General features: G+C 66.4%; 21 protein-coding genes and 1 tRNA gene. 10 read left to right on the top strand and 12 right to left on the bottom strand.

Going from position 1 to position 20,944, the window contains the following annotated elements:
- Positions 1-2 precede the first annotated feature (2 nt).
- Complete coding sequence (locus tag ACFQ24_RS09245; RefSeq protein ID WP_380910557.1) at positions 3-584, top strand: gamma carbonic anhydrase family protein; 582 nt, start codon at positions 3-5, stop codon at positions 582-584.
- Positions 585-671: 87 nt separating this feature from the next.
- On the opposite strand, the gene ACFQ24_RS09240 is transcribed toward ACFQ24_RS09245, so the two are convergent.
- The 5 genes from ACFQ24_RS09240 to zwf form a co-directional block, all read right to left on the bottom strand.
- The gene (locus ACFQ24_RS09240; protein WP_380910556.1) at positions 672-1,184 is read right to left on the bottom strand and encodes a hypothetical protein; all 513 of its coding nucleotides are present in this window, start codon (positions 1,182-1,184) and stop codon (positions 672-674) included.
- Between the two features lie 40 nt (positions 1,185-1,224).
- A complete protein-coding gene (gene eda, locus ACFQ24_RS09235; RefSeq protein WP_380910554.1) occupies positions 1,225-1,860 on the bottom strand; it encodes a bifunctional 4-hydroxy-2-oxoglutarate aldolase/2-dehydro-3-deoxy-phosphogluconate aldolase in 636 nt (211 codons plus the stop codon).
- A gap of 2 nt (positions 1,861-1,862) precedes the next feature.
- Positions 1,863-2,837: a glucokinase gene (gene glk, locus ACFQ24_RS09230; RefSeq protein ID WP_380910552.1), complete on the bottom strand. Its 975-nt coding sequence runs from the start codon at positions 2,835-2,837 to the stop codon at positions 1,863-1,865.
- 107 nt (positions 2,838-2,944) lie between these two features.
- On the bottom strand, positions 2,945-4,774 hold the full coding sequence (gene edd, locus ACFQ24_RS09225; RefSeq protein ID WP_380910550.1) for a phosphogluconate dehydratase: 1,830 nt from the start codon (positions 4,772-4,774) through the stop codon (positions 2,945-2,947).
- Complete coding sequence (zwf, locus tag ACFQ24_RS09220; protein ID WP_380910548.1) at positions 4,767-6,230, bottom strand: glucose-6-phosphate dehydrogenase; 1,464 nt, start codon at positions 6,228-6,230, stop codon at positions 4,767-4,769. Before zwf ends, edd begins: the two co-directional genes overlap by 8 nt.
- Before the next feature lie 194 nt (positions 6,231-6,424).
- Here zwf and ACFQ24_RS09215 point away from each other — a divergent pair, with 194 nt between their 5' ends.
- The 4 genes from ACFQ24_RS09215 (at position 6,425) to ACFQ24_RS09200 (ending at position 8,620) form a co-directional block, all read left to right on the top strand.
- The gene (locus tag ACFQ24_RS09215; RefSeq protein WP_380910546.1) at positions 6,425-7,045 is read left to right on the top strand and encodes a flavodoxin family protein; all 621 of its coding nucleotides are present in this window, start codon (positions 6,425-6,427) and stop codon (positions 7,043-7,045) included.
- Positions 7,046-7,086: 41 nt separating this feature from the next.
- Positions 7,087-7,536, top strand: coding sequence for a hypothetical protein (locus ACFQ24_RS09210; protein ID WP_380910544.1), 450 nt, complete (start codon positions 7,087-7,089; stop codon positions 7,534-7,536).
- The gene (locus tag ACFQ24_RS09205) at positions 7,533-8,468 is read left to right on the top strand and encodes a cation transporter (RefSeq protein ID WP_380910542.1); all 936 of its coding nucleotides are present in this window, start codon (positions 7,533-7,535) and stop codon (positions 8,466-8,468) included. Before ACFQ24_RS09210 ends, ACFQ24_RS09205 begins: the two co-directional genes overlap by 4 nt.
- Before the next feature lie 67 nt (positions 8,469-8,535).
- Positions 8,536-8,620, top strand: a tRNA-Leu gene (locus tag ACFQ24_RS09200).
- A 103-nt stretch (positions 8,621-8,723) separates the two neighbouring features.
- Here ACFQ24_RS09200 and ACFQ24_RS09195 read toward each other — a convergent pair.
- Complete coding sequence (locus tag ACFQ24_RS09195; RefSeq protein ID WP_380910540.1) at positions 8,724-9,863, bottom strand: pyridoxal phosphate-dependent aminotransferase; 1,140 nt, start codon at positions 9,861-9,863, stop codon at positions 8,724-8,726.
- Between the two features lie 62 nt (positions 9,864-9,925).
- Here ACFQ24_RS09195 and ACFQ24_RS09190 point away from each other — a divergent pair, with 62 nt between their 5' ends.
- Positions 9,926-10,189, top strand: coding sequence for a hypothetical protein (locus ACFQ24_RS09190; protein WP_380910538.1), 264 nt, complete (start codon positions 9,926-9,928; stop codon positions 10,187-10,189).
- On the opposite strand, the gene pgl is transcribed toward ACFQ24_RS09190, so the two are convergent.
- The 5 genes from pgl to ACFQ24_RS09165 form a co-directional block, all read right to left on the bottom strand.
- Complete coding sequence (gene pgl, locus ACFQ24_RS09185; RefSeq protein ID WP_380910536.1) at positions 10,186-10,878, bottom strand: 6-phosphogluconolactonase; 693 nt, start codon at positions 10,876-10,878, stop codon at positions 10,186-10,188. The two genes, ACFQ24_RS09190 and pgl, sit on opposite strands and share 4 nt — an antisense overlap.
- 3 nt (positions 10,879-10,881) lie before the next feature.
- Positions 10,882-11,358 carry a YbaK/EbsC family protein gene (locus ACFQ24_RS09180; RefSeq protein ID WP_380910534.1) on the bottom strand — a complete coding sequence of 159 codons (477 nt, stop codon included), beginning with the start codon at positions 11,356-11,358 and terminating at the stop codon, positions 10,882-10,884.
- The gene (gene galE / locus ACFQ24_RS09175; protein WP_380910532.1) at positions 11,355-12,359 is read right to left on the bottom strand and encodes a UDP-glucose 4-epimerase GalE; all 1,005 of its coding nucleotides are present in this window, start codon (positions 12,357-12,359) and stop codon (positions 11,355-11,357) included. Before galE ends, ACFQ24_RS09180 begins: the two co-directional genes overlap by 4 nt.
- A 67-nt stretch (positions 12,360-12,426) precedes the next feature.
- Complete coding sequence (locus ACFQ24_RS09170) at positions 12,427-14,601, bottom strand: 3-hydroxyacyl-CoA dehydrogenase NAD-binding domain-containing protein (protein ID WP_380910530.1); 2,175 nt, start codon at positions 14,599-14,601, stop codon at positions 12,427-12,429.
- 23 nt (positions 14,602-14,624) lie between these two features.
- Positions 14,625-15,833: an acetyl-CoA C-acetyltransferase gene (locus ACFQ24_RS09165; protein ID WP_380910528.1), complete on the bottom strand. Its 1,209-nt coding sequence runs from the start codon at positions 15,831-15,833 to the stop codon at positions 14,625-14,627.
- Between the two features lie 257 nt (positions 15,834-16,090).
- Here ACFQ24_RS09165 and ACFQ24_RS09160 point away from each other — a divergent pair, with 257 nt between their 5' ends.
- On the top strand, positions 16,091-17,761 hold the full coding sequence (locus ACFQ24_RS09160) for an MFS transporter (RefSeq protein ID WP_380910526.1): 1,671 nt from the start codon (positions 16,091-16,093) through the stop codon (positions 17,759-17,761).
- A gap of 64 nt (positions 17,762-17,825) precedes the next feature.
- Here the strand turns inward: ACFQ24_RS09160 and ACFQ24_RS09155 are convergent, their stop codons facing one another.
- Positions 17,826-18,425 (bottom strand): nucleotidyltransferase family protein, encoded by a 600-nt coding sequence (locus ACFQ24_RS09155; RefSeq protein ID WP_380910524.1) that lies wholly within the window; start codon positions 18,423-18,425, stop codon positions 17,826-17,828.
- A gap of 154 nt (positions 18,426-18,579) precedes the next feature.
- Here ACFQ24_RS09155 and folE point away from each other — a divergent pair, with 154 nt between their 5' ends.
- The 3 genes from folE to ACFQ24_RS09140 all read left to right on the top strand — a co-directional run bounded on the left by folE (position 18,580) and on the right by ACFQ24_RS09140 (position 20,885).
- Positions 18,580-19,185 (top strand): GTP cyclohydrolase I FolE, encoded by a 606-nt coding sequence (gene folE / locus ACFQ24_RS09150; RefSeq protein WP_380910522.1) that lies wholly within the window; start codon positions 18,580-18,582, stop codon positions 19,183-19,185.
- Positions 19,182-20,021, top strand: coding sequence for an SDR family oxidoreductase (locus ACFQ24_RS09145; RefSeq protein ID WP_380910520.1), 840 nt, complete (start codon positions 19,182-19,184; stop codon positions 20,019-20,021). Before folE ends, ACFQ24_RS09145 begins: the two co-directional genes overlap by 4 nt.
- 84 nt (positions 20,022-20,105) lie before the next feature.
- Positions 20,106-20,885, top strand: a complete 780-nt coding sequence (locus ACFQ24_RS09140) for an enoyl-CoA hydratase-related protein (protein WP_380910518.1) — start codon at positions 20,106-20,108, stop codon at positions 20,883-20,885.
- Positions 20,886-20,944: the final 59 nt, after the last annotated feature.

Genomic DNA, 20,944 nt, shown 5'->3' with positions numbered 1-20,944 from the left:
GCATGTCGCACCCCGACTACCCCGATGTCAGCATCATCCCGTTCAACGGCAAGACACCGGTCATCCACCCCAGCGCCTTCATCGCGCCGGGTTGCCGCATCATCGGCGACGTGGAGATCGGGGAGGACAGCAGCGTCTGGTATAATTGCGTCATCCGGGCGGACGTGAACCGCATCCGCATCGGCGCGCGCACCAATATCCAGGACGGCACCGTCATCCATTGCGACGGCGCGGGCGAGCGGCAGGACGGCCGGCCGCTGGACGGATGGCCGACGATCATCGGAGACGACGTGCTGATCGGTCACATCGCGATGGTGCATGGCTGCGTGCTGCACGACCGCGCCTTCGTGGGGCTGGGCGCGGTGGTGATGAGCGGGTGCACCGTGGAAAGCGATGCGATGCTGGCGGCGGGCGCGATGCTGACCTCGGGCAAGACGGTGGGAAATCGCCAGCTTTGGGCCGGGCGTCCTGCAAAGTTCATGCGCGACCTGTCCGACGAGGCGCTGATCGATATGCGCGAAGGCGTGGACCATTATGTCCACAATGCCAAGGCGCATAAGGGCGCGGTGAAGGGAATGGGGTAGGGCAGCGCTACCCCCGCTTTCGTCACCCCGGATCAAGTCCGGGGTGACGATAAAGGCGGCCAGACTGCTGGCGGCTCCGCTCGCCCTTCAAGGCTGGGGCAGGCGGGCCTTCATCGCGTCGATGCGGTCGTTTTGTTGATCGACTTGGGCGAGCGCTGCCGTGCGGGCGGCGTCGATTTCCGCCAAGCCGCCGTCCGCCTTGCCATCCGCCACGCTGTTGCTGCGGCTGACATAGAGGGTGTCGAGGCTGGCGAGTGCGGAGACGCTGTCGTTGCGAGCCGCCTCCAATGCGCTGATCGCGACTTGCGCCGCGACCCAGGCGTCGCTGGAAACGGCGGATCCCTTCGCTGCGTCGACCGCCTTGTCGGCCTTGGCATAGGCGGCGTCGAAGGCTGCGGCGCCCTTGTCCGCCTGCGCCACGTTGCGGTCGATCTCCTGCTTGAGCGCCGGATCGGCGGCGGCAGGGGCGGAGGGCGGAGCGGCCTCCGCTACCGGCGCGCTTTCGATCGGGCGTTTGGCGAGCGAGGGGTAGCTTTGCGGCGCGCCGGCGCAGCCCGACAGGAACAGGGCGAAGGCGGCAAGGAGGCGGCGCGGAGTCATGGCTTGCATCTAGGGCGGCAGGCCAGGCGGCGCAACCGGGTCAGCGCGCCGAACCGTGCCGGGGCAGGGCGGCAGCCTCGCGGGCCAGGGCCTCGATCTTTTCCGCGTCGACTGGCCCCTTGGGCACGACCCAGCTGCCGCCCACGCATTTGATGAAGGGCTGGGCCAGCCATTCGGGCGCGTTCTGAGGCGTGATCCCGCCGGTGGGGCAGAAGCGGGCGGTGTGCAGCGGCGCGGCGAGCGCCTTCAGCGCGGGAAGCCCGCCCGACGTTTCCGCCGGGAAGAATTTGAAGTGGGAAAGGCCCATGTCCATGCCGCGCATGATGTCGGCGGCGGTGGCGGTGCCGGGCAGGAAGGGAATCCCTGCGTCGAGCGCCGCCTTGCCGAGAGGCTCGGTGAGGCCTGGGCTGACGACGAACCGCGCGCCCGCCTTCATGGCAGATTCCAGTTGCGCGGGGTTGAGCACCGTGCCCGCGCCCACGACAGCGCCTTCCACCTGCGCCATTTCGCGGATCACGTCGAGCGCGGCGGGGGTGCGCAGCGTCACTTCCAGAGCGGGCAGGCCGCCCTTCACCAGCGCTTGCGCGATGGGGAGGGCATCCTCCACCCGCTCGACCACCAGCACCGGGATCACCGGGGCCAGTTCCATCACCTGCGCGACGGTCAGGTTGCTCATCTTCACTTCTCCCTAAAGGCTGCGGCGGCGCCGAACAGCCCGATTTCTTCGTGGATGGCGCAGCGGATCGGCACGGTCGCCATCAGGCTTTCGAACCGGCCCTTCGCCTTGAAGCGGGTATGGAAGCCGCTTTGCGTCAGAAAATCCTTCATCCGCTGGGTGAGGCCGCCGGCCAGCACCACGCTATGCGGGCCATGGGCCAGCGCCAGGTCGCCCGCCACCGAGCCGTAGCACATGCAGAAACGCTCCAGCGCGCGGCGGGCGAAGGGGTCGCTGCCGTCGAGAGCCGCCTGCCACAGTTCGGGATCTTCCATCAACACGACCCGCTCATGGCCGATCGTCGCCAGCGCCTTGTAGATATAGTTGAGGCCCGGCCCGGACACGATGCGTTCGGTCGATACGCGCAGGAACTTGTCGCGCAGATAGGACAGGATGCGTTCTTCGATATGGTCGAGCGGCGCGAAATCCAGATGGCCCCCTTCGGTCGCGATGACATGCGGCTCGCCATTGTCATAGGCGATCATCGCCACGCCCAGGCCCGTGCCCGGTCCCATGACGGTGACGCCGCCATCATAGGGGAAAGGCCGGTCCTCACCGAAGAGCAGCGGCAGATTTTCAGGAGGCAGGCGCGAGACAGCGAAAGCGACAGCCTCGAAATCATTGACCAGGCGGACGGTGCGGACGCCGATATCCTGCGCCAGCGTGTCGGCGCGGATCACCCAATTGCTGTTGGTCAGCTTGATGACCTCGCGCCCGATCGCGGTGGCAAAGGCGATGGAGGCCGCATCAGGCAGGTCGCCCGCGCCGGCCTTCTTCTCATCCTCCGCAAAGGCGGCCCAGCAAGCCTGGAGGCTGGGATATTCCTCCACCTTATATTTGCGCACCGTGCCGAGCGTGGGCACGCCCTTTTCGTCCAGCGAGGCGCGGGCGAACCGGGCATTGGTCCCGCCGATGTCGGCGGCGATGATATCGGTCATCAGGGCATCCATTCTTTTACTCGTCATCGCAGCGAAGGCTGGGATCTCAGGAGGGCCGGGTCGCGCCGTGCCGCTTGAGATGCCAGCCTTTGCTGGCATGACGATGATTATTGAAGCTCAGTTTCCATCGCCGCCAGGATCGGCGACGCGCCCTGTTCGGCAAGGTCGCTGTGATGGCGGAAGAGGGCGAAGAGTTCGCGGCCGGTGTCGTAGGGCGGCGGCGGCGGGACGGGATGATCGCGCGCCTCCCATTCGGCCGCATCGACCAACGCCTCCACCACGCCCTGCTGCGCGCAGACGCGCACCATGTCGCCGTCGCGCAGCTTGCCGATGGGGCCGCCGCCGAGCGCTTCGGGCGACAAATGGATGGCGGCCGGCACCTTGCCGGAAGCCCCCGACATGCGGCCATCGGTCAGCAGCGCGACCTTGAAGCCGCGATCCTGAAGCACGCCGAGCGCCGGGGTCAGCTTGTGCAGTTCCGGCATGCCATTGGCGCGCGGCCCCTGAAAGCGGACGACAACCACGACATCCCGCTCCAGTTCGCCCGCCTTGAAGGCGCGCAGCACGTCGTCCTGGGTGTGGAAGACGGCTGCGGGCGCCTCGATCGTCCAGCGCTCCTTGTCCACCGCGCTCACCTTCATGACGCAGCGGCCCAGATTGCCCTGGAGCAGCTTCATGCCGCCGTCCGCCTGGAACGGATTGGACGCGGGCCGCAGCATATTTTCGTCGCGCGAGGCTGGAACGTCGCGCCATTGCAGCGCCTCGTCCTCCAGCACCGGCTCCTTGCCATAATCGGTGAGGTCGGCGCGCGCGACGGTCATGATGTCGCGGTGGAGCAGGCCGGCGTCGAGAAGCTCGCGGATCACGTAGCTGATGCCGCCAGCGGCATGGAAATGGTTCACGTCGCCGGAGCCATTGGGATAGACCCGCGCCAGCAGCGGCACGACATCGGAAATCTCCGCCAAGTCGGTCCAGTCGATGCTGATCCCCGCCGCCCGCGCTATGGCGGGCAGGTGGATCGCGTGGTTGGTCGAACCGCCCGTCGCCATCAGCCCGATCATCGCATTGACGATCGCCTTTTCATCGACGCAGTGACCCAGCGGGCGGTAATCGTCGCCATCCCAGCCGATGCTCGCCACCCGATGCACCGCCGCGCGGGTGAGTTCGGTGCGCAGCTTCGTGCCCGGGTTGACGAAGGAGGCGGCGGGCATGTGCAGGCCCATCATCTCCATCATCATCTGGTTGCTGTTCGCCGTGCCGTAGAAGGTGCAGGTGCCAGCCCCATGATAGGAGGCGCTTTCGGATTCCAGCAGTTCCTCGCGCCCGACCTTCCCTTCGGCATAGAGCTGGCGGATGCGCACCTTCTCCTTGTTGGCGAGGCCAGAGGGCATTGGCCCGGCGGGGATCAGTATGGTGGGCAGATGGCCGAAGCGCAGCGCGCCGATCAGCAGGCCGGGCACGATCTTGTCGCAGATGCCGAGCAGCAATGCGCCCTCGAACATGGCGTGGGACAGGGCGACGGCGGTGCCGAGCGCGATGGTGTCGCGGGAAAAGAGCGACAGGTCCATGCCCGCCTGCCCCTGCGTCACGCCGTCGCACATGGCGGGCACGCCGCCCGCCACCTGCGCCGTCGCGCCGACTTCCCGCGCGGCGATCTTGATCTGCTCGGGGTAGCGGCCATAGGGCTGATGCGCCGACAGCATGTCGTTATAGGCGGTGACGATGCCGATGTTCATCGCCTTGCCGGTGCGGATCACCGGCTTGTCCTCGCCGCTCGCGGCGAAGCCGTGGGCCAGGTTGCCGCAGGACAGCTGGTCGCGATTGGTCCCCGCGTCCCTGCCGCGCTCGATCAGGTCCAGATATTGGCGGCGGCGCGGTCGGCTGCGCTCGATGATGCGCTCCGTCACCTTGGCGATGGTAGGGTGAAGATCAGTCATGCCAGCTTGCTCCGTCGCGTTCGATCAGGGCAATGGCCGAAGACGGCCCCCAGTTCCCCGAACTATAGGGGGAGGGCTTCATGTTGGCGTCCTTCCACCCTTCGATGATGCTGTCGATCCAGGTCCATTGCGCCTCCACCTCGTCTCGGCGGACGAACAGGGTCTGGTCGCCGGCGAGCAGGTCCAGGATCAGCCGTTCGTAGGCGATGCGGCGGCGCTGCCCGGCGAAGGCGGCGGTCAGTGACACGTCGAGCGTGACTTCCTCCAGCCGCACCTGCCGTTCGAGACCCGGCCGCTTCGACATGATCTGAAGCCGGATATATTCCTCCGGCTGAAGGCGGATGACCAGGGTGTTGGGTTCAAGGCCAGTGCCATGCCCGTCGCGGCCGAAGATGCTGTGCCGCACCGGCTTGAACTGGATCACGATTTCCGACTGGCGCGCTGGCATCCGCTTGCCGGTGCGCAGATAGAAGGGAACCCCCTGCCAGCGCCAATTGTCGATATGCGCCTTCAACGCCACGAAGGTTTCGGTATCGGACGGTTGGCCCAGCTCGTCGGCATAGCCGGTCACGATCTCTCCGCAGACCGCGCCTGGCGTATATTGGCCGCGCACGCTGTGGGTCTTCACCGTCTCGTCGGTCATGGGGCGGAGCGAGCGCAGCGCCTTCACCTTCTCGTCGCGCACGGCGGTCGGGTCCATCCGCGCGGGCGGCTCCATCGCGATGATCGACAGGATCTGGAGCACATGATTCTGCACCATGTCACGCAGCGCACCCACGCCGTCATAATAGGAGACGCGCCCCTCCAGTCCGACCGTCTCTCCTACGGTGATCTGGACATGGTCGATGGCGGTCGCGTTCCACAGCGGCTCGAACATGACATTGCCGAAGCGCAGCGCGAGAAGATTCTGGACCGTTTCCTTGCCCAGATAATGATCGACGCGGAAAATCTGGCTTTCGTCGAACAGCGCGCCGATGCCGTCATTCACTTGGCGGGAGGAGGCGAGATCCTTGCCAATCGGCTTTTCCATGGCGATGCGGGTGTCCGGCTGGATCAGGCCTGCGTCCGCCAGTCCCTGCGCCGTCGGGGCGAAGAGCGAGGGCGGGGTGGACAGATAGACGGACAGGCCGCGAGCCGCCCGGCCGTCCAGCCGCTCGGCCAGCGCCTTGAACTGGTCCGCATTGCCGGCCTCGACCGGCTGATACTGGATCATCGGCAGGAAGGCGGAAGCGATCGCCTCGTCATAGCGGTCGGCTGCCAGGAACTTGCGCAGCGCCGCGTCCACATCCTTGCGGAAAGCCTCGTCGTCCATTTCCGAACGGCCCGACGCGACGATCAGGAAGTCGTCCGGCAGCAGCCCGTCCGCGTGAAGATTGTAGAGCGAGGGGAAGATCATCCTGCGCGCCAGATCGCCGGTGGCGCCGAACAGCAGGAACGTGGCAGACGGTTCGGTCAAAGGATGGTCCTTCTCCGTTTGGGTCACAACGATGTCTGCACGAGGCCGTCTTATAGCGGGGACGGTTCGTTACGCAAGCAGGCTATCGTGCTGGCATCGCGGCCGCAATGCTGCGGAACTTCGCTCCCTTTCGCGCGCTTCAAATTGCGTCTGCACGATCATTTTTCCCATCCATTCCTTGAAAGGAGCGTCCCATGCTGACGGCTCAGCCGCTCAACTGTACCCTGAAGCGCGGCACGGGCGAGCCCAGCTCGACCGACGCGATGATCGCCGTCCTGGCGGAGCAATTCGCCGCGCAGGGCGTAGAGGTGGCCGACACGATCCGCATCGCCGCGCACAATGTCTTGCCCGGCGTCACGTCCGACGAAGGCGAAGGCGACGACTGGCCCGCCATTAGGGAGAAGATATTGGCGGCCGACATCCTGATCCTGGGCACGCCGATCTGGATGGGACAGGCGGGCAGCGTCGCCAAGCGGGTGCTGGAGCGGATGGACGCCTTCCTTTCCGAAACCGACGGGCGCGGGCGGATGCCGAGCTATTCCAAGGTGGCGGTGGCGGCTATCGTCGGCAATGAGGATGGCGCGCACGCCGCATCCGCCCAGATTTTCCAGAGCCTGAACGATGTCGGCTGGACCATTCCCGCAGTCGCTGCCTGCTACTGGGTGGGAGAGGCGATGGGATCGACCGACTTCAAGGATCTGGAAAAGACGCCGGACAAGGTTCTGGAAACGGCGAAGATGGTGGCTGGAAATGCCGCGCATCTGGCCGGCGTGCTGAAGGCGCATGCCTATCCGGGGCAAGCGCAGAAGGACTGACCGGGGAACCGGCGCGTGCGTCCGGCCGTTAAGCAAGCGGAATGAAAGCCCTTGCCGCCAGTCTCCTGATCGTCCTTGCCGGATGCGGCGCCATGCCCCGTGATCCTGAAGGAACGAGCGAGGCGATCGCTCGGTCACGGCAGATCAGGGTCGGGCTGGTGCAGGGCGACAGCGACTTTGCCCGCCCGGCCGCCGCTCGGCTGCTGCGCCGCCTTGCCCACGAGACCGGCGCGCGGCCCGTGCTGCGCGCCGGATCCACCGAGACACTGTTCAAGCAACTGGAACGGGGCGATCTCGACCTCGTACTCGCGCCGCTCGATCCCAAGAGTCCATGGATGATCGACGTGACGCCCGGCCCACCGCTGGCCGCGACGGGGCAGGGGGAAGCGCGGATCGAATATTACCCGGTGCTGCGCAACGGCGAGAATCGATGGATCATGCAGGTGGAGCGGATCGCGCGTACCGTCGCCGAGTCGGGGGCTGAGCAATGACGGCCACCGCCGATGCCCTGCCCGATGACGTCCTGCACGCGCTGCGGCGGGCGGAACGCCTGGAATATTGGAATATCGGATGGACCATCAGCATCGTCATAGTGATGGGCGTCGTCATGGGGCAGAGCCAGACGATGAAGACCGCCTGGACCGAGGATATGCTCGGCCTTGTGCCACCCATCGCCTTCCTCGTGGCCGCACGGATGGAACGCAAGGCGCGGCGGACGAAGCGCTTCCCCTTCGGATTCGAGCGGGTGAATGGCCTTGGCTTCTTCATCGCCGCCATCTCACTGGCTGCGACGGGGGCGCTGCTGCTGTGGGATTCGATCATGACGCTGATCCGCGCCGAACATGCCACGGTAGGGTCGGTGCGGCTGTTGGGCCGCGACATCTGGCTGGGGTGGCTGATGCTGGCGGCGCAGTTTTATGCCCTGGTCCCGCCGCTCATCATCGGGCGGAAGGAATTACCGCTCGCGGAAAAGCTGAGCGACAAGCTGCTGCATACCGACGCGCTGATGAACAAGGCCAACTGGATGACCGGCGCGGCGGGGTTTGCCGGGATCATCGGCCTCGGCCTTGGCTGGTGGTGGGCGGATTCCGTCGCCGCCGCGATCATATCGGTCGACATCATCCATGACGGGATCAAGGCGTTGCGGTCATCGACGGCGGAACTGGTGGACGGCGCGCCGCGTGCCCTGTCCGGCCCGGACCTGTCGCCGGATGCGGAAGCGCTGCGTTTGCGGCTGGAGCAGCGCTGTCCCGGCGCGACCGTGCGGCTGCGCGAAACCGGCCGCCTTATCCGCGCGGAAGTGCATGGCCATGCAGGCCCGCAGGAGCCGGTGGATATCGATGCCCTGTGGCCCGGCGAGCCGGATCAGGCATGGCGGCTGGCGCAAGTCAGCTTCGCGCCGCCGACCCGGCGGGACGATTGAAGCAGGTCAACGGGATTTTCGGCTGGACGCTGCGCGCGGATTTTGCCATTTGGCCTTTCCCAGCCGTGCGGGTGTGGTGAAACTGGTAGACGCGCCGGACTCAAAATCCGGTTCCGCAAGGAGTGTCGGTTCGAGCCCGACCACCCGCACCATCTTTTGTCAGTCCTCAATCGCCGGCGGCGGCATCCGCCGCCTTGGCTTCCTCGCATAAGCTCGGGTGGCCGTTCGGCCTTGCGGCCCCTCCGGGACCGGTCGCTATCTCTGCATGCCTTGCGCCTGAAACCAAGGCGTCATGCGTGCGATGGCGTCTTCCACCCGATCGGTCGACACCGCGAAGCTGAAGCGGATGAAACGGTGGCCGTCCACCGGATCGAAATCCACGCCCGGCGCGGTCGCTACGCCGGTTTCGCGGAGCAGCTTCTGGCAGAAGGCGAGGCTGTCGTTGGTCAGGTGGCTGATGTCGGCATAGATATAGAAGGCGCCGTCGGGTGGCGCGATCCGGGCCAGGCCGAGCGCGGGCAGCGCGTGCAGCAACAGCTTCCGGTTGCGGCGATAGGTATCGACATGCCCCTCCAATTCGTCAACGCAGTCGAAGGCGGTGAGGCCGGCCCGCTGCGCCAGCACCGGTGGCGTCAGGAACAGATTGCCCATCCGCGCCCGCGCCGCGCCGATCACGTCCGGCGGCACCACGATCCAGCCGAGCCGCCAGCCCGCCATGCTGTAATATTTGGAAAAGCTGTTCACGATCACCGCGTCCGGCGCATATTCCAGCATGCTGTGGGCCGGCTCGCCGAAGCTGAGGCCATGATAGATTTCGTCGGAGACGATGCGGATGCCCCGTTCGGCGCAGACGCGGGCGATCGCGGCCAGTTCGTCCGGCGGGATGATCGTTCCGGTGGGATTGGCGGGGCTGGCGAGGATCAGGCCATCGGGCGCGGGATCGATCCCAGCCAGCGCGTCGGCGCTGATCTGATAGCGTTCGGCCGGGCCGCAGGCGATCTCCAGCGGCTCAAGATAGAGGGCTTTCAATGTATTGCGATAGGCGACATAGCCCGGCCGCGCCGTCGCCACCCGCGCGCCCGGCGCGAACAGGCAGGTGAGCGCCAGCACTAGCCCGGGCGACGCGCCGCAGGTCAGCAGCACCTGTTCGGGATCGACCGCGACGCCGTGCCGGTCGGCATAGAGCCGCGCGATCCGTTCCTTGAGCGCCGTGCTTTCCCAATAGCCCATCGGATCGGTGTCGAGCACATGATGCGCCTGCGCGATCGCCTTGGCCGGGGCGCCGGTGGACGGCTGGCCGAATTCCATGTGCAGGATCGACCGGCCCTGCGCCTCCAGCGCGTGGGCCTCGCGGCTGATGGCGATGGCGTGGAAGGGAGAAATCTCGGCGATCATGAACCTGACTAACCTATGTGCGTTTCGGCAACGGGCGCGGGCTGCCCCGCGTTGGGAAGGACATGAACCAAAACATGCTCACCGTCCTGCAATATTATGGCGCGGGGGCGGCGACGCTCGCGGCGCTCATTGTCTCTCTGAACCTTGGCCGCCGGATTACCGGATGGGCGTTCGTGCTGTTCGTCACCAGTTCGCTGGCGCTGACGGCTTGGGGTTTCCTGGACAAAAATAGCGAGGGGATCGGCTGGCAGAATGTGGCCCTTCTATTCATCAACGCGACCGGCGTCTGGCGCTACCTGATCTCAAAGCATGCGCCGGACGCCTAGCTTTCCGCGATCCACACCTCCACCGACGTTTCGTCCTGCAGCAGGGCTAGGCGGATGGGCAGTTCCTCGACCGGCCCGCCGGCAAGCGCCCGGTCATAGACCGCCTTCTTCGCCGCGCCGCCGATCTGGAGGAAGATATGGCGGCTGGCGAGGATCGCGCTTGCGGTGAGGGACAGGCGCTGGTGCGGCGCGGCGGGCGGCGTCACGGAGATAATGCGTGCGGGCGAGGAGAGACCATCGGCCAGTTCGGCGGCCTGCGGGAAGAGCGACGCCGTATGGCCGTCATCGCCCATGCCCAGCAGGACGATGTCGAGCGGCCAGGGGAGGGCGGCGAAGGCCTGCTCCACCTCCGCCTGGCCCGCATAGGCGTCGGCCGCATGGGTCTTCATCGGCACGAAACGCGCCTCTGCCGCCGGGCCCTGCAACAAGGTCTCGCGCACCAGCCGTTCGTTGCTGTCGGCGCTAACGGGATCGACCCAGCGTTCATCGACCAGCGTGACGATCAGCTTCGTCCAGTCGATGGGTTCCTTCGACAGGGCCTCCAGCACCGGGCGGGGCGACCGTCCGCCAGACACGGCGAGGGTGGCGACGCCCCGCTGAGCGATGGCCTCCGTCAGCAGGATGGCGATGCGGCGGGCAAGGTCGGCGGCGGCCTCTCCGCCTGTCTGAAAAAGATGTTCGGTCGGCATGGCTCATTCCGTGTCCTGGGGAAGGGTGCAGATGTCCACCCATTGCGCTCCGGTCAAGGCCGCGAGCCGATCTGGCGTCAGTTCGACCGAGGCGGTGCGCGATCCGGCGGCCGGAAAGACCGTCTCGAACGCCTGGAGAGAGATGTCGCAATAGACGGGCAGGGGCGTCGCGAGGCCGAAGGGGCAGACGCCGCCGACCGGATGGCCAGTGATCTCCTCCACCTCATGCCCGCCCAACATCCGGGGCTTGGCGCCGAGAGCGGCCTTGGCCTTGCCATTGGAAAGCCGCGCGTCGCCCCGTGCGCAAAGGAGAACGACCTGCTCCCCGATCCGCAGCGACAGCGTCTTGGCGATGCGGGCCGGCTCCACGCCAAGGGCAGCGGCCGCGTCCGCCACCGTCGCGGTGCTCACCCCCTGATCGATGATCGCGATATCGGGCGCGTGGTCGGCGAGGAAGGCGCGGACGCTCTCCTCGCTCACGCGCCCCGCCGGTCGCTCAGCTTGCGTTCCCAGGCCAGCGCGTGGGTGACGATCTCGTTCAGGTCGTCATGGGCCGGTCGCCAGGGGAATTCCGCCATTATGGCGCGATTGTCGGAAATCAGGGAATCCGGGTCGCCCGCGCGGCGGCCCTCGATCCGGCGCTCGATGGTCATGTTGGTGACGCGATCGACCGCATCCAGCACTTCCAGCACGGAAAAGCCCCGGCCATAGCCGCAGTTCAGCATATGGCTGCGCGAAGGATCGGCGATCAGCGCCTCCAGCGCCAGCACATGCGCGGCGGCAAGGTCGGTCACATGGATATAGTCGCGTACGCCCGTGCCGTCCGGCGTGTCGAAATCGGTGCCGAAGACGCCGACATGGCTGCGCTTGCCGAGCGCCGCTTCGACCGCGACCTTGATAAGGTGGGTCGCGCCCGCCGTCGACTGGCCGCTGCGTCCCTGCGGGTCTGCGCCTGCGACGTTGAAGTAGCGCAGCGCGCAATAGTTCATCGGGTGCGCGGCCGCGACGTCTCGCAGCATATATTCGGTCATCAGCTTCGACATGCCATAGGGATTGATCGGCCGTTGCGGCGTGGTTTCCCTGACCGGGCTTTCCTCCGGTATGCCGTAGGTGGCGGCAGTGGAGGAAAAGATGAAGTGCGGCACGCCCACACGCACCGCGCTCTCGATCAGGTCGCGGGTCTTGGCACTGTTGTTGTGATAATATTTGAGCGGGTTTTCGACCGATTCCGGCACCACGACCGATCCGGCGAAATGCATGATCGCCCGCACGCCATGCTCGCGCAGCGTCGCTTCCACCAGCGGCTGGTCGGCAATGTCGCCGCGCACCAGCGGCACGCCCTGCGGCACAGCCCAGTCGAACCCCGTCACCAGATTGTCGATCACGACGACGCCATAGCCGGCGTCCTTCAGCGCCAGCACGGCATGACTGCCGATATAGCCCGCGCCGCCCGTCACCAGAACCGTAGGCTTGTCGCTCATAAACCAAAGTCTCCCCAGCAGATGCCGGGGAGACCTAGCTTAGTATCATGACGATTTACAGGGGCGATCAGGCCGCTTTCGCACTCGCCTTGCCATAGAAGGTCGCGCCGCTCGCCGCCATGTCGCGCAGCTGTTGCGTCGGGGCGAAGCGCGGGCCATGCTCGGCCGCCAGCCGGTCCAGCGTCTCGACTACCTGCGCGATGCCCACCGTATCCATATGGCTGAACGGCCCGCCGGTGTAAGGCGCGAAGCCCCAGCCGAAGATCGCGCCGATGTCGCCATCCTCGGGCGTTTCCAACACGCCTTCCTCGAAACAGCGGGCGCATTCGATCAGCTGGCGATAGAGCAGCCGCTCCTTCACCGCCTCGACATCGGGCTGGTGCAGCGCGCGCGGAAACATCTCGCCTATGACGGGCGACAGATGTTTCTTCCCGCCTTCAGGATAATCGTACCAGCCCTTGCCGTTCTTGCGGCCCAGCCGCCCGGCCTCGACCATCTTCACCGCGACATCGTCGGACGCCTGGTGGACGTAGGCGTCGCCCAGCTCCTTCTTGGCGGCGGTCATGATCTTGACGCCAAGTTCGATCGACACTTCGTCACTCACCGCCAGAGGTCCGGTCGGCATGCCGAGCTGCTTGCCGGCATTTTCGACCAGCGCCGGATTGACGCCTTCGCCAATCAGCTCCGCGCCTTCCTGCACATAGGTGCCGAAGCTGCGCGAAGTGTAGAAGCCACGGCTGTCATGCACCACGATCGGCGTCTTCTTGATCTGCGCCACGAAATCCAGTGCCTTGGCGATCGCAGCCGGCCCGGTCTTCTCGCCCAGGATGATCTCGACCAGCGGCATCTTTTCCACCGGCGAGAAGAAATGGACGCCGATGAAATTCTCGGGCTTGCTCCACGCCTGGGCCAGTTTCGTGATGGGAAGGGTGGAGGTGTTCGACCCGAAGATCGTGTCCGCGCCCAGAACCGCCTCGACCTGTTTCGTGACCTCCGCTTTGATCGCTACATCCTCGAACACGGCTTCGATCACGAAGTCGCTTCCGGCGAGCGCCGCATAGTCGGTGGTCGGCGTCACGCGCGCCAGCGTCTCGGCCATCTTTTCGGGCGTCATGCCCTTGCCGATGCGTTTCTTGAGCTGCTCCTCGACATGCGCCTTGCCCTTTTGCGCATAGGCGAGGTCGCGGTCGAACAGCACGACCTCCATCCCGGCCTGCGCCGCGACGGTGGCGATACCGGCACCCATCATGCCAGCGCCGAGCATCGCGAGCTTGCGCGTAGGCGCCTTCGCCTCATCCTTCGGCCGGCGCGCGCCGCGCTCGGCCGCCTGCTTGTTGACGAAGAGGGTGCGGATCATGTTGCTCGCCTGGGGGTCGGCGGCGACCTTGGCGAAATATTTGCTTTCGATCTGGATCGCGCGGTCCATGGGCAGGGTGATGCCTTCATAGACAGCGGACAGCAGGGCGATCGGCGCGTTCATGTTCCGCTGCGTCTGCTTGAGCGTCATCGGCAGCGCACCGGCCATCGTCTGCACGAAGGCGGGGTTGAAGCCGCCCGCCCCGCCGGGAACCTTGAAGCCCTTGACGTCCCATGGCTGCGTGTTGGCGGTCGGGTTCGCCTTCACCCATTCGCGCGCGGCGTCCAGCGCCGTGCCCTGCGGTACGACGGCGTCCACGACCTTCAGCATCGCGGCCTCGGCGGGGCGGAACAGCTTGCCCTGGAGCATGTACATCAGCGATGCCTGCACGCCCATGATGCGTGGTAGCCGCTGAGACCCGCCGCCACCGGGGAAGAGGCCGATCAGGATTTCGGGCAGGCCAAGCTGCGTCTTGCTGCTGTCGCCCACGAAACGGCGGTGGCAGGCCAGCGCCAGCTCGAAACCGCCGCCGACGCAGGTTCCTTCGATGGCGCAGGCGACCGGCTTGCCGCAGGTTTCCAGGCGGCGGAGCAGCTGGTTGAGGACGAACACCTTGTCGAAGATTTCGGCGGGGGCAGGACGCTCGCCGGTGCCGGTCGCCAGCATCGACCCGAAATATTTGAGGTCCATGCCGGCCATGAAGCCGCTGTCCTTGCCGGATGCGATCACCGCGCCCTTGATGCCGTCTTCCGATCCGATGCGCGTGATCGCGGCATCCAGATCGGCAAGGAGGTCGGGACCGATGACGTTCATCGACTGGCCCGGCACGTCGATCGTCAGGGTGGCGATGCCGTCGCCGTCGATGTCGAAGCGGATGGTTTTCATGTCAGTCTCTCCTAATCCGCTGCTTACACGCGCTCGATGATGATGCCGGTGCCCATCCCTGCGCCCACGCACAGGTTGATGAGCGCCGTGCCCTTGCCCGAGCGTTCCAGCTCATCCAGCGCGGTGCCCAGCACCATCGCGCCGGTCGCGCCGAGTGGGTGGCCCATGGCGATCGCGCCGCCGTTGACGTTGATCTTCGAATGGTCGAGGTCCATCGCCTGCATGTAGCGCAGCACAACGGACGCGAACGCTTCGTTCAGTTCCCACAGGTCGATGTCGCTCTGTGTCATGCCGGCGCGGGCGAGCAGCTTGCCTGCCACGAATTCCGGCCCGGTCAGCATGATCAGCGGTTCGGACCCGATGGAAGCCATCGCCTTGATCCGGGCGCGGGGCTTCAACCCATATTTCTCGCCCATCTGCGCGTTGCCGACCAGCACGGCTGCCGCGCCGTCCACGATGCCGCTGCTGTTGCCGGCATGGTGAACATGGTTGACCTTCTCCAGCTCCGGGTAGCGCAGCAGGGCGACGGTGTCGAAGCCCGGCATCTCCTCGCCCAATGCCGCAAAGCTGGGCTTCAGTGCGCCCAGCGACTGCATCGTCGCGTCGGGCCGCATATGTTCGTCATGGTCGAGGACCACGCGGCCGATCACGTCCCTCACCGGCACGATGGACTTGGCGAAGCACCCTTCGTCCCACGCCTGCTTCGCGCGCTTCTGGCTCTCCACGGCATAGGCGTCCGCATCGTCGCGGCTGATGCCGAACTTGGTCGCGATCACGTCGGCGCCGATGCCCTGCGGCGCGAAATAGGTCTTGTAGGCGACCGCCGGGTCCATCGCCCATGCGCCGCCGTCCGACGCCATGGGCACGCGGCTCATGGATTCGACGCCGCCGCCGATGGCGAACATAGCCTCACCCGAAAAGACCTTTGCCGCCGCCATGTTAACGGCTTCGAGGCCGGACGCGCAGAAGCGGTTGATCTGAACGCCCGGTACGGTCTGGGCATAATCGGCGTTCAGCACCGCGACGCGCGCAATGTCCGCGCCCTGTTCGCCCACCGGGCTGACGCAGCCCAGGATCACGTCGTCCACGTCGGCTGTGTCAATGGCGTTGCGGTCGCGCACCGCTTCCAGCACCTGCGTCGCAAGCTGGATCGGCGTGATTTCGTGCAGCGACCCGTCCGCCTTGCCCCGGCCTCGCGGCGTTCGGACGGCGTCGTAAATATAGGCTTCCATGTTCATTCCCTCTCCGGTGAGGCCATTGAGGCGCGTCGGATATGCAGAGGAATGTATTTACGTTTACGTAAAGTGCAAGTGTCTATTGCGTTGTTCGGTCCAGCCCCGCCGCGCCGTAGGGGCGGATGATCGGACAGGGTTTTGGCTGTCTACTTTGCTGTCGCATTTCGCCCGCGAATCCCCTGAGCCGGAGCAACATCCGGTGGTCGTACGGTATCGGCGTTGCGCCGGGGGGCGAGTGGCCTATATCGATCGCCATGGATGTCGCGACCCAAGCATCGGCGGAAAAGCTGCCTTCGCCTTTTTCCATCCCGGTGTTCCGCGCCATCTGGCTTGCCAGCCTTGCCTCCAATTTCGGCGGCCTGATCCAGTCCGTCGGCGCGGCGTGGATGATGACCTCATTGTCGGCTTCCCCACTGCTGATCGCGCTCGTGCCGGCGGCGACGACCCTGCCGATCATGCTGCTATCGTTGTGGGCGGGGGCGGTCGCTGACAACCTGGACCGGCGCAAGGTGATGATCGCCTGCCAGTCCGCGATGCTCGTCACGTCGGCCGCGCTTGCGGTAACGGCCTGGATCGGGTGGATGACGCCGTGGCTGCTGCTCGCCTTCACCTTCTTCATCGGCTGCGCGACGGCGGTGAACGGCCCTGCCTGGCAAGCGTCGGTCGGCGACATGGTGCCGCGCCCGGTGCTGCCGAGCGCGGTGGCGATGAACAGCATGGGCTTCAACCTTGCGCGCAGCATCGGCCCGGCGCTGGGCGGCGTGATCGTCGCGACGGCCGGCGCGGCGGCGGCGTTCCTCACCAACGCGTTCAGCTATGTCGCGCTGTTGGCGGTGTTGTTCCGCTGGCGGCCGACAATCCCGCCCAAGCTGCTGCCGCGCGAGCGCATCGGCTTCGCCATGCTCGACGGCATCGGCTATGTCGCGGCTTCGCCCAAGATCAGGCTGGTGCTGCTGCGATCCGGCGCGTTCGGGGTGGGGGCGAGTGCCGTGTCGGCGCTGATGCCGCTGGTCGCGCGCGATCTGCTGGGCGGCGGCGCGCTTACCTTCGGCATCACCAGCGGCGCGTTTGGCCTCGGCGCGGTGCTGGGCGCGCTGTCCTCGCGCCGGTTGCGGGCGCGCGTTTCGGTCGAAACCCTCGTGCGCTGTTCCGCCCTTGCCCTTGCGCTCGGCACCGCGCTCACGGCGGCGAGCCCCTGGCTCGTCCTCGCCCTGGTGGGTTATATGGTGGCCGGCGCCGGTTGGGTGCTGGCGCTCTCCACCTTCAACGTGTCGGTTCAGATGTCCGCGCCGCGCTGGGTGGTGGCGCGGGCGGTCGCGCTTTACCAGATGGTCGCATTCGGTGGCATGGCGCTGGGCGCGTGGCTGTTCGGCTGGGTCGCCGAAAGCCATGGCGTGGCGGCGGGCCTCTATGCGGCGGCAGGCGCGCAGTTCATCGCCGCTATCCTGGGCTTCTGGCGTGCCCTGCCGCAGATCGGCAACGACAATCTGGACCCGCGCGGCGATTGGCATGAGCCCGACACCGCCGTCCCGGTCGAGCCGCGCAGCGGCCCCATCGTCATCACCATCGAATATCGCATTCCGGCCGGATCGGTCGTGCCCTTCCTGACCGCGATGAACGAGCGCCGCCGCATCCGTCGGCGGGACGGTGCGCATGGCTGGCAACTGCTGCGCGACCTAGGCGAACCCGACCTGTGGGTCGAGCGCTATCACGTCGCCACATGGCTCGACTATGTCCGGCACAACCAGCGGCGCACGGTAGCCGACATCGCCAACAGCGACGCGATCCACGCGCTGCATGCCGGGCCTGACGCGCCGGTCGTGCATCGCCGGATCGAACGGCAGACGGGATCCCTGCCGCTCGGCCGCGCACCCGACGCGCGCGAGATGGGGGAGGGGTGGATCGACCCCACCCGGTCGAGCTGAGTCCAGATTTCTGGTTTGCCGCCTTTTCCGAGCCGGCAGACGATGCCGTCTGCCTGGAAAAGGCTCAGCCCGGCGTGACGGACCGCCAGGATTGCAGGTCTTCCACCGTGTCGATGTCGTGCAGCACCGCGCCGCTCGTCTCGATCTGGATGCCGTGGCTCAGCAGCGCGCGCGCGCCCTGGTCGCCCTTCAGCGCCAGCAGTTCGGGAAAATGCTTGCGGCCGATGAAGGCGGGCGGCGAGGAGGAGAAGCCGTCCGTGCTGGCGACCACCGAGCGAATATCCTCCGCCGCCAGGCAGACGCGATTATAATGGCTGGGCGGGATGTTCGGCATGTCGGCCAGGCAGATGAGGATGCCCCGCACCCGGCGCAGCGGCATCACATGCTCCACCGCACGGACGATGCTGGCCGATATGCCTTCTTCCGGCTTGTCGTTGACCAGGATCGTGTAACCGCGCCGCTCCAGCTTGCGGTGGATGACGGGCGCCAGAGCGATCGGACGTGCCACCGCGACCAGCTCGGCAAAGGCCATGGAAGCGACCGTCTCAAGCGTGTGCGCCGCCACGGGCTTGCCGCGCAGATCGGCCATCAGCTTGTCGTCCTCGCCGAAGCGGGACGACGTGCCCGCCGCAAGCAGGACGGCGGCGATCCGTTCAGTACGCATGATGTGAAGGCAGGGGATGCATCGATTTGGCCGGTCCGGTAGGAGAATCGATGTGCCACCAGCCGGCCATCCTGTCCAGCGGGCCGAAAAGCCGCTGGCCATTGCGGGGCCGACCCGCCATATGCGGCCCAAAGTCGGAAGGAGGCGCCAGTCCATGGCACATGACATCGATGCGGAAACCGTTGGAGAGGGCAAGGAGCCGGTTCCGGCCGAAGTCAGCGACGCCATCCGCACCCTGATCCGCTGGGCGGGCGACGAGCCGGCTCGCGAGGGGCTGGTCGAGACGCCCGAGCGCGTGGCGCGCGCCTGGCGCGAATATTGCCGCGGCTATGGCGACGATCCCGCCTACCATCTGTCCCGCATCTTCCACGAAGTGGGCGGCTATGACGATGTCGTGCTGTTGAAGGACATTCCGTTCCAGTCCCATTGCGAACATCATATGGCGCCGATCGTGGGCAAGGCGCATATCGCCTATCTGCCCGGCCAATATGTCGTCGGCATATCCAAGCTCGCGCGGGTGCTCCATGCCTTCGCCAACCGGCTTCAGGTGCAGGAACGGCTGACGTCGGAAGTCGCCAATTGCATCTGGGAACATCTAAAGCCCCAGGGCGTGGCCGTGGTGATCGAGGCGACGCATGGCTGCATGACCGGGCGCGGCGTGCGGACGCCCAACGTGATCATGAAGACGAGCCGCATGTTGGGGGTATTCCGGGACGATGAAAAGTCGCGGGAGGAAGTGCTGAAGCTCATCGCTTCATGAGCGAGCCGCAGGAACCCTCCTATCGCCCGCTGGGCAAGGCGCGGACGACAGCCGAGCCGGTAGGCGCGCCGCTCGCGCCCAAGCGGCTGGCGCTCGTCACCGGCGGTCACCGCCGGCTGGGCGGGATGATCGCCGGCGCGCTGGCGCGGGCGGGCCATTCGCTCGCCATCCACGGCAGTCATGACACGCGGCTCGATTCCCATCTGGCGCTGACCTTCGAGAAGGAGGCGACCGAGTGGGAGGGGTTCGTCGTGGATTTCGCCGATCCGGAGGGCGCGGAAGAATTGGTGGCGAAGGTCGCCGAACGGTTCGGGCGGCCGCCCGACATCCTGGTCAACAGTGCGGCGATTTTCGGCCAGGACCGGCTGGAGAATGTGACTGCCGACGACCTGATGCGCCACTATGCGGTGAACTGCGCCGCGCCGGCGATGCTGACCAAGGCGTTCGCCACCATTCCTGCGGGCGTGGGCGACCGATGCATCGTCAACATCCTGGACCAACGGATCGACCATCCCCACGCCGACCAACTGGCCTACACCCTCTCGAAGGTGGCGCTCGCCGGCCTCACCCGCACCGCCGCGCACAGCCTGGCCCCGCGCGTCCGCGTCAATGCCGTCGCGCCGGGGCTTACCATCGCCACGCCCGATTATGACGAGGCGCAGATGGAAAGGCTGGCGGACCTGATGCCGCTCCAGCGGCTTCCCCAAGCCGAACAGATTGCGCAGGCCGTGCTGTACCTGACGGAAGCGACCGCGACGACGGGCCAGACGCTCTATGTCGATGGCGGCGCGCATCTCAAAAGCTACGACCGGGATTTCATGCATTTGTGCCGCTAGGTGCTGCATTTTTGCTTGCGGGCCAGGCTGGCGAATGGGCACTTCGCCGCATAAGGTCCGCCGAAAGGATAAGGGGAGACGGCAATGACTTACGAAACGATCCTGGTGGAACAGCGCGATGCGGTGACGCTCATCACGCTCAACCGGCCGCAGGCGCTCAACGCGCTCAACAGCGATGTGCTGGCCGACCTCAGCGCCGCGTTCGCCGCCTTCGACGCCGATCCGGGCCAGCGCTGCGCGGTGCTGACCGGCAGCGGCGAGAAAGCATTCGCTGCCGGCGCGGACATCAAGGAAATGGTCGAGAAGGACGCGGCCGACTTCTTCCTGCAAGACTTCTTCTCCGGCTGGCAGACCGGCGTCGTCGCCACGCGCAAGCCCTGGATCGCCGCGGTGCAGGGCTTTGCGCTGGGTGGCGGATGCGAGCTGGCGATGATGGCCGACTTCATCATCGCCGGCGACACGGCGAAGTTCGGCCAGCCCGAAATCAAGCTGGGCGTTGCGCCGGGTATGGGCGGATCGCAGAGACTGACCCGCGCGGTGGGCAAGGCGAAGGCGATGGAGATGTGCCTGACCGGCCGCATGATGGATGCCGCCGAGGCGGAACGCGCCGGGCTTGTCAGCCGCATCGTCCCCGCCGCTGACCTGCTGGACGAAGCGCTGAAAACGGCGGCGACCATCGCCGCGCTGCCGCCCATGGCCGCGATGGTGAACAAGGAAATGGTCAACATCGCGTTCGAAACTGGCCTGTCGCAGGGCATCCTGACCGAACGCCGCCTGTTCCAGATCCTGACCGCGACGGAGGACCGGAAGGAAGGCATGACCGCCTTTATCGAGAAGCGGCAGGGCGTCTGGAAGGGGCGCTGAGGCCCTGCGGCTTATGAGCCGCGGCGCGGACGGCTGAGAAATCGTCATTGGTCGGTGGC

The organism is Sphingobium olei, from assembly GCF_042678845.1.
GTDB classification, from domain to species: domain Bacteria; phylum Pseudomonadota; class Alphaproteobacteria; order Sphingomonadales; family Sphingomonadaceae; genus Sphingobium; species Sphingobium olei.
Note: the sequence above shows the minus strand (reverse complement) of the source record. Positions and strands in the feature narration are given on the sequence as shown.

What these genes read in the sequence shown, in the direction of transcription:
- ACFQ24_RS09245 (WP_380910557.1), top strand. Translation starts at nt 3, where the DNA reads ATGTCGCACCCCGACTACCCCGATGTCAGCATCATCCCGTTCAACGGC.
- ACFQ24_RS09240 (WP_380910556.1), bottom strand. Translation starts at nt 1,184, where the DNA reads ATGACTCCGCGCCGCCTCCTTGCCGCCTTCGCCCTGTTCCTGTCGGGC.
- eda (WP_380910554.1), bottom strand. Translation starts at nt 1,860, where the DNA reads ATGAGCAACCTGACCGTCGCGCAGGTGATGGAACTGGCCCCGGTGATC.
- glk (WP_380910552.1), bottom strand. Translation starts at nt 2,837, where the DNA reads ATGACCGATATCATCGCCGCCGACATCGGCGGGACCAATGCCCGGTTC.
- edd (WP_380910550.1), bottom strand. Translation starts at nt 4,774, where the DNA reads ATGACTGATCTTCACCCTACCATCGCCAAGGTGACGGAGCGCATCATC.
- ACFQ24_RS09215 (WP_380910546.1), top strand. Translation starts at nt 6,425, where the DNA reads ATGCTGACGGCTCAGCCGCTCAACTGTACCCTGAAGCGCGGCACGGGC.
- ACFQ24_RS09210 (WP_380910544.1), top strand. Translation starts at nt 7,087, where the DNA reads ATGAAAGCCCTTGCCGCCAGTCTCCTGATCGTCCTTGCCGGATGCGGC.
- ACFQ24_RS09205 (WP_380910542.1), top strand. Translation starts at nt 7,533, where the DNA reads ATGACGGCCACCGCCGATGCCCTGCCCGATGACGTCCTGCACGCGCTG.
- ACFQ24_RS09195 (WP_380910540.1), bottom strand. Translation starts at nt 9,863, where the DNA reads ATGATCGCCGAGATTTCTCCCTTCCACGCCATCGCCATCAGCCGCGAG.
- ACFQ24_RS09190 (WP_380910538.1), top strand. Translation starts at nt 9,926, where the DNA reads ATGAACCAAAACATGCTCACCGTCCTGCAATATTATGGCGCGGGGGCG.
- pgl (WP_380910536.1), bottom strand. Translation starts at nt 10,878, where the DNA reads ATGCCGACCGAACATCTTTTTCAGACAGGCGGAGAGGCCGCCGCCGAC.
- galE (WP_380910532.1), bottom strand. Translation starts at nt 12,359, where the DNA reads ATGAGCGACAAGCCTACGGTTCTGGTGACGGGCGGCGCGGGCTATATC.
- ACFQ24_RS09170 (WP_380910530.1), bottom strand. Translation starts at nt 14,601, where the DNA reads ATGAAAACCATCCGCTTCGACATCGACGGCGACGGCATCGCCACCCTG.
- ACFQ24_RS09165 (WP_380910528.1), bottom strand. Translation starts at nt 15,833, where the DNA reads ATGGAAGCCTATATTTACGACGCCGTCCGAACGCCGCGAGGCCGGGGC.
- ACFQ24_RS09160 (WP_380910526.1), top strand. Translation starts at nt 16,091, where the DNA reads ATGGATGTCGCGACCCAAGCATCGGCGGAAAAGCTGCCTTCGCCTTTT.
- ACFQ24_RS09155 (WP_380910524.1), bottom strand. Translation starts at nt 18,425, where the DNA reads ATGCGTACTGAACGGATCGCCGCCGTCCTGCTTGCGGCGGGCACGTCG.
- folE (WP_380910522.1), top strand. Translation starts at nt 18,580, where the DNA reads ATGGCACATGACATCGATGCGGAAACCGTTGGAGAGGGCAAGGAGCCG.
- ACFQ24_RS09145 (WP_380910520.1), top strand. Translation starts at nt 19,182, where the DNA reads ATGAGCGAGCCGCAGGAACCCTCCTATCGCCCGCTGGGCAAGGCGCGG.
- ACFQ24_RS09140 (WP_380910518.1), top strand. Translation starts at nt 20,106, where the DNA reads ATGACTTACGAAACGATCCTGGTGGAACAGCGCGATGCGGTGACGCTC.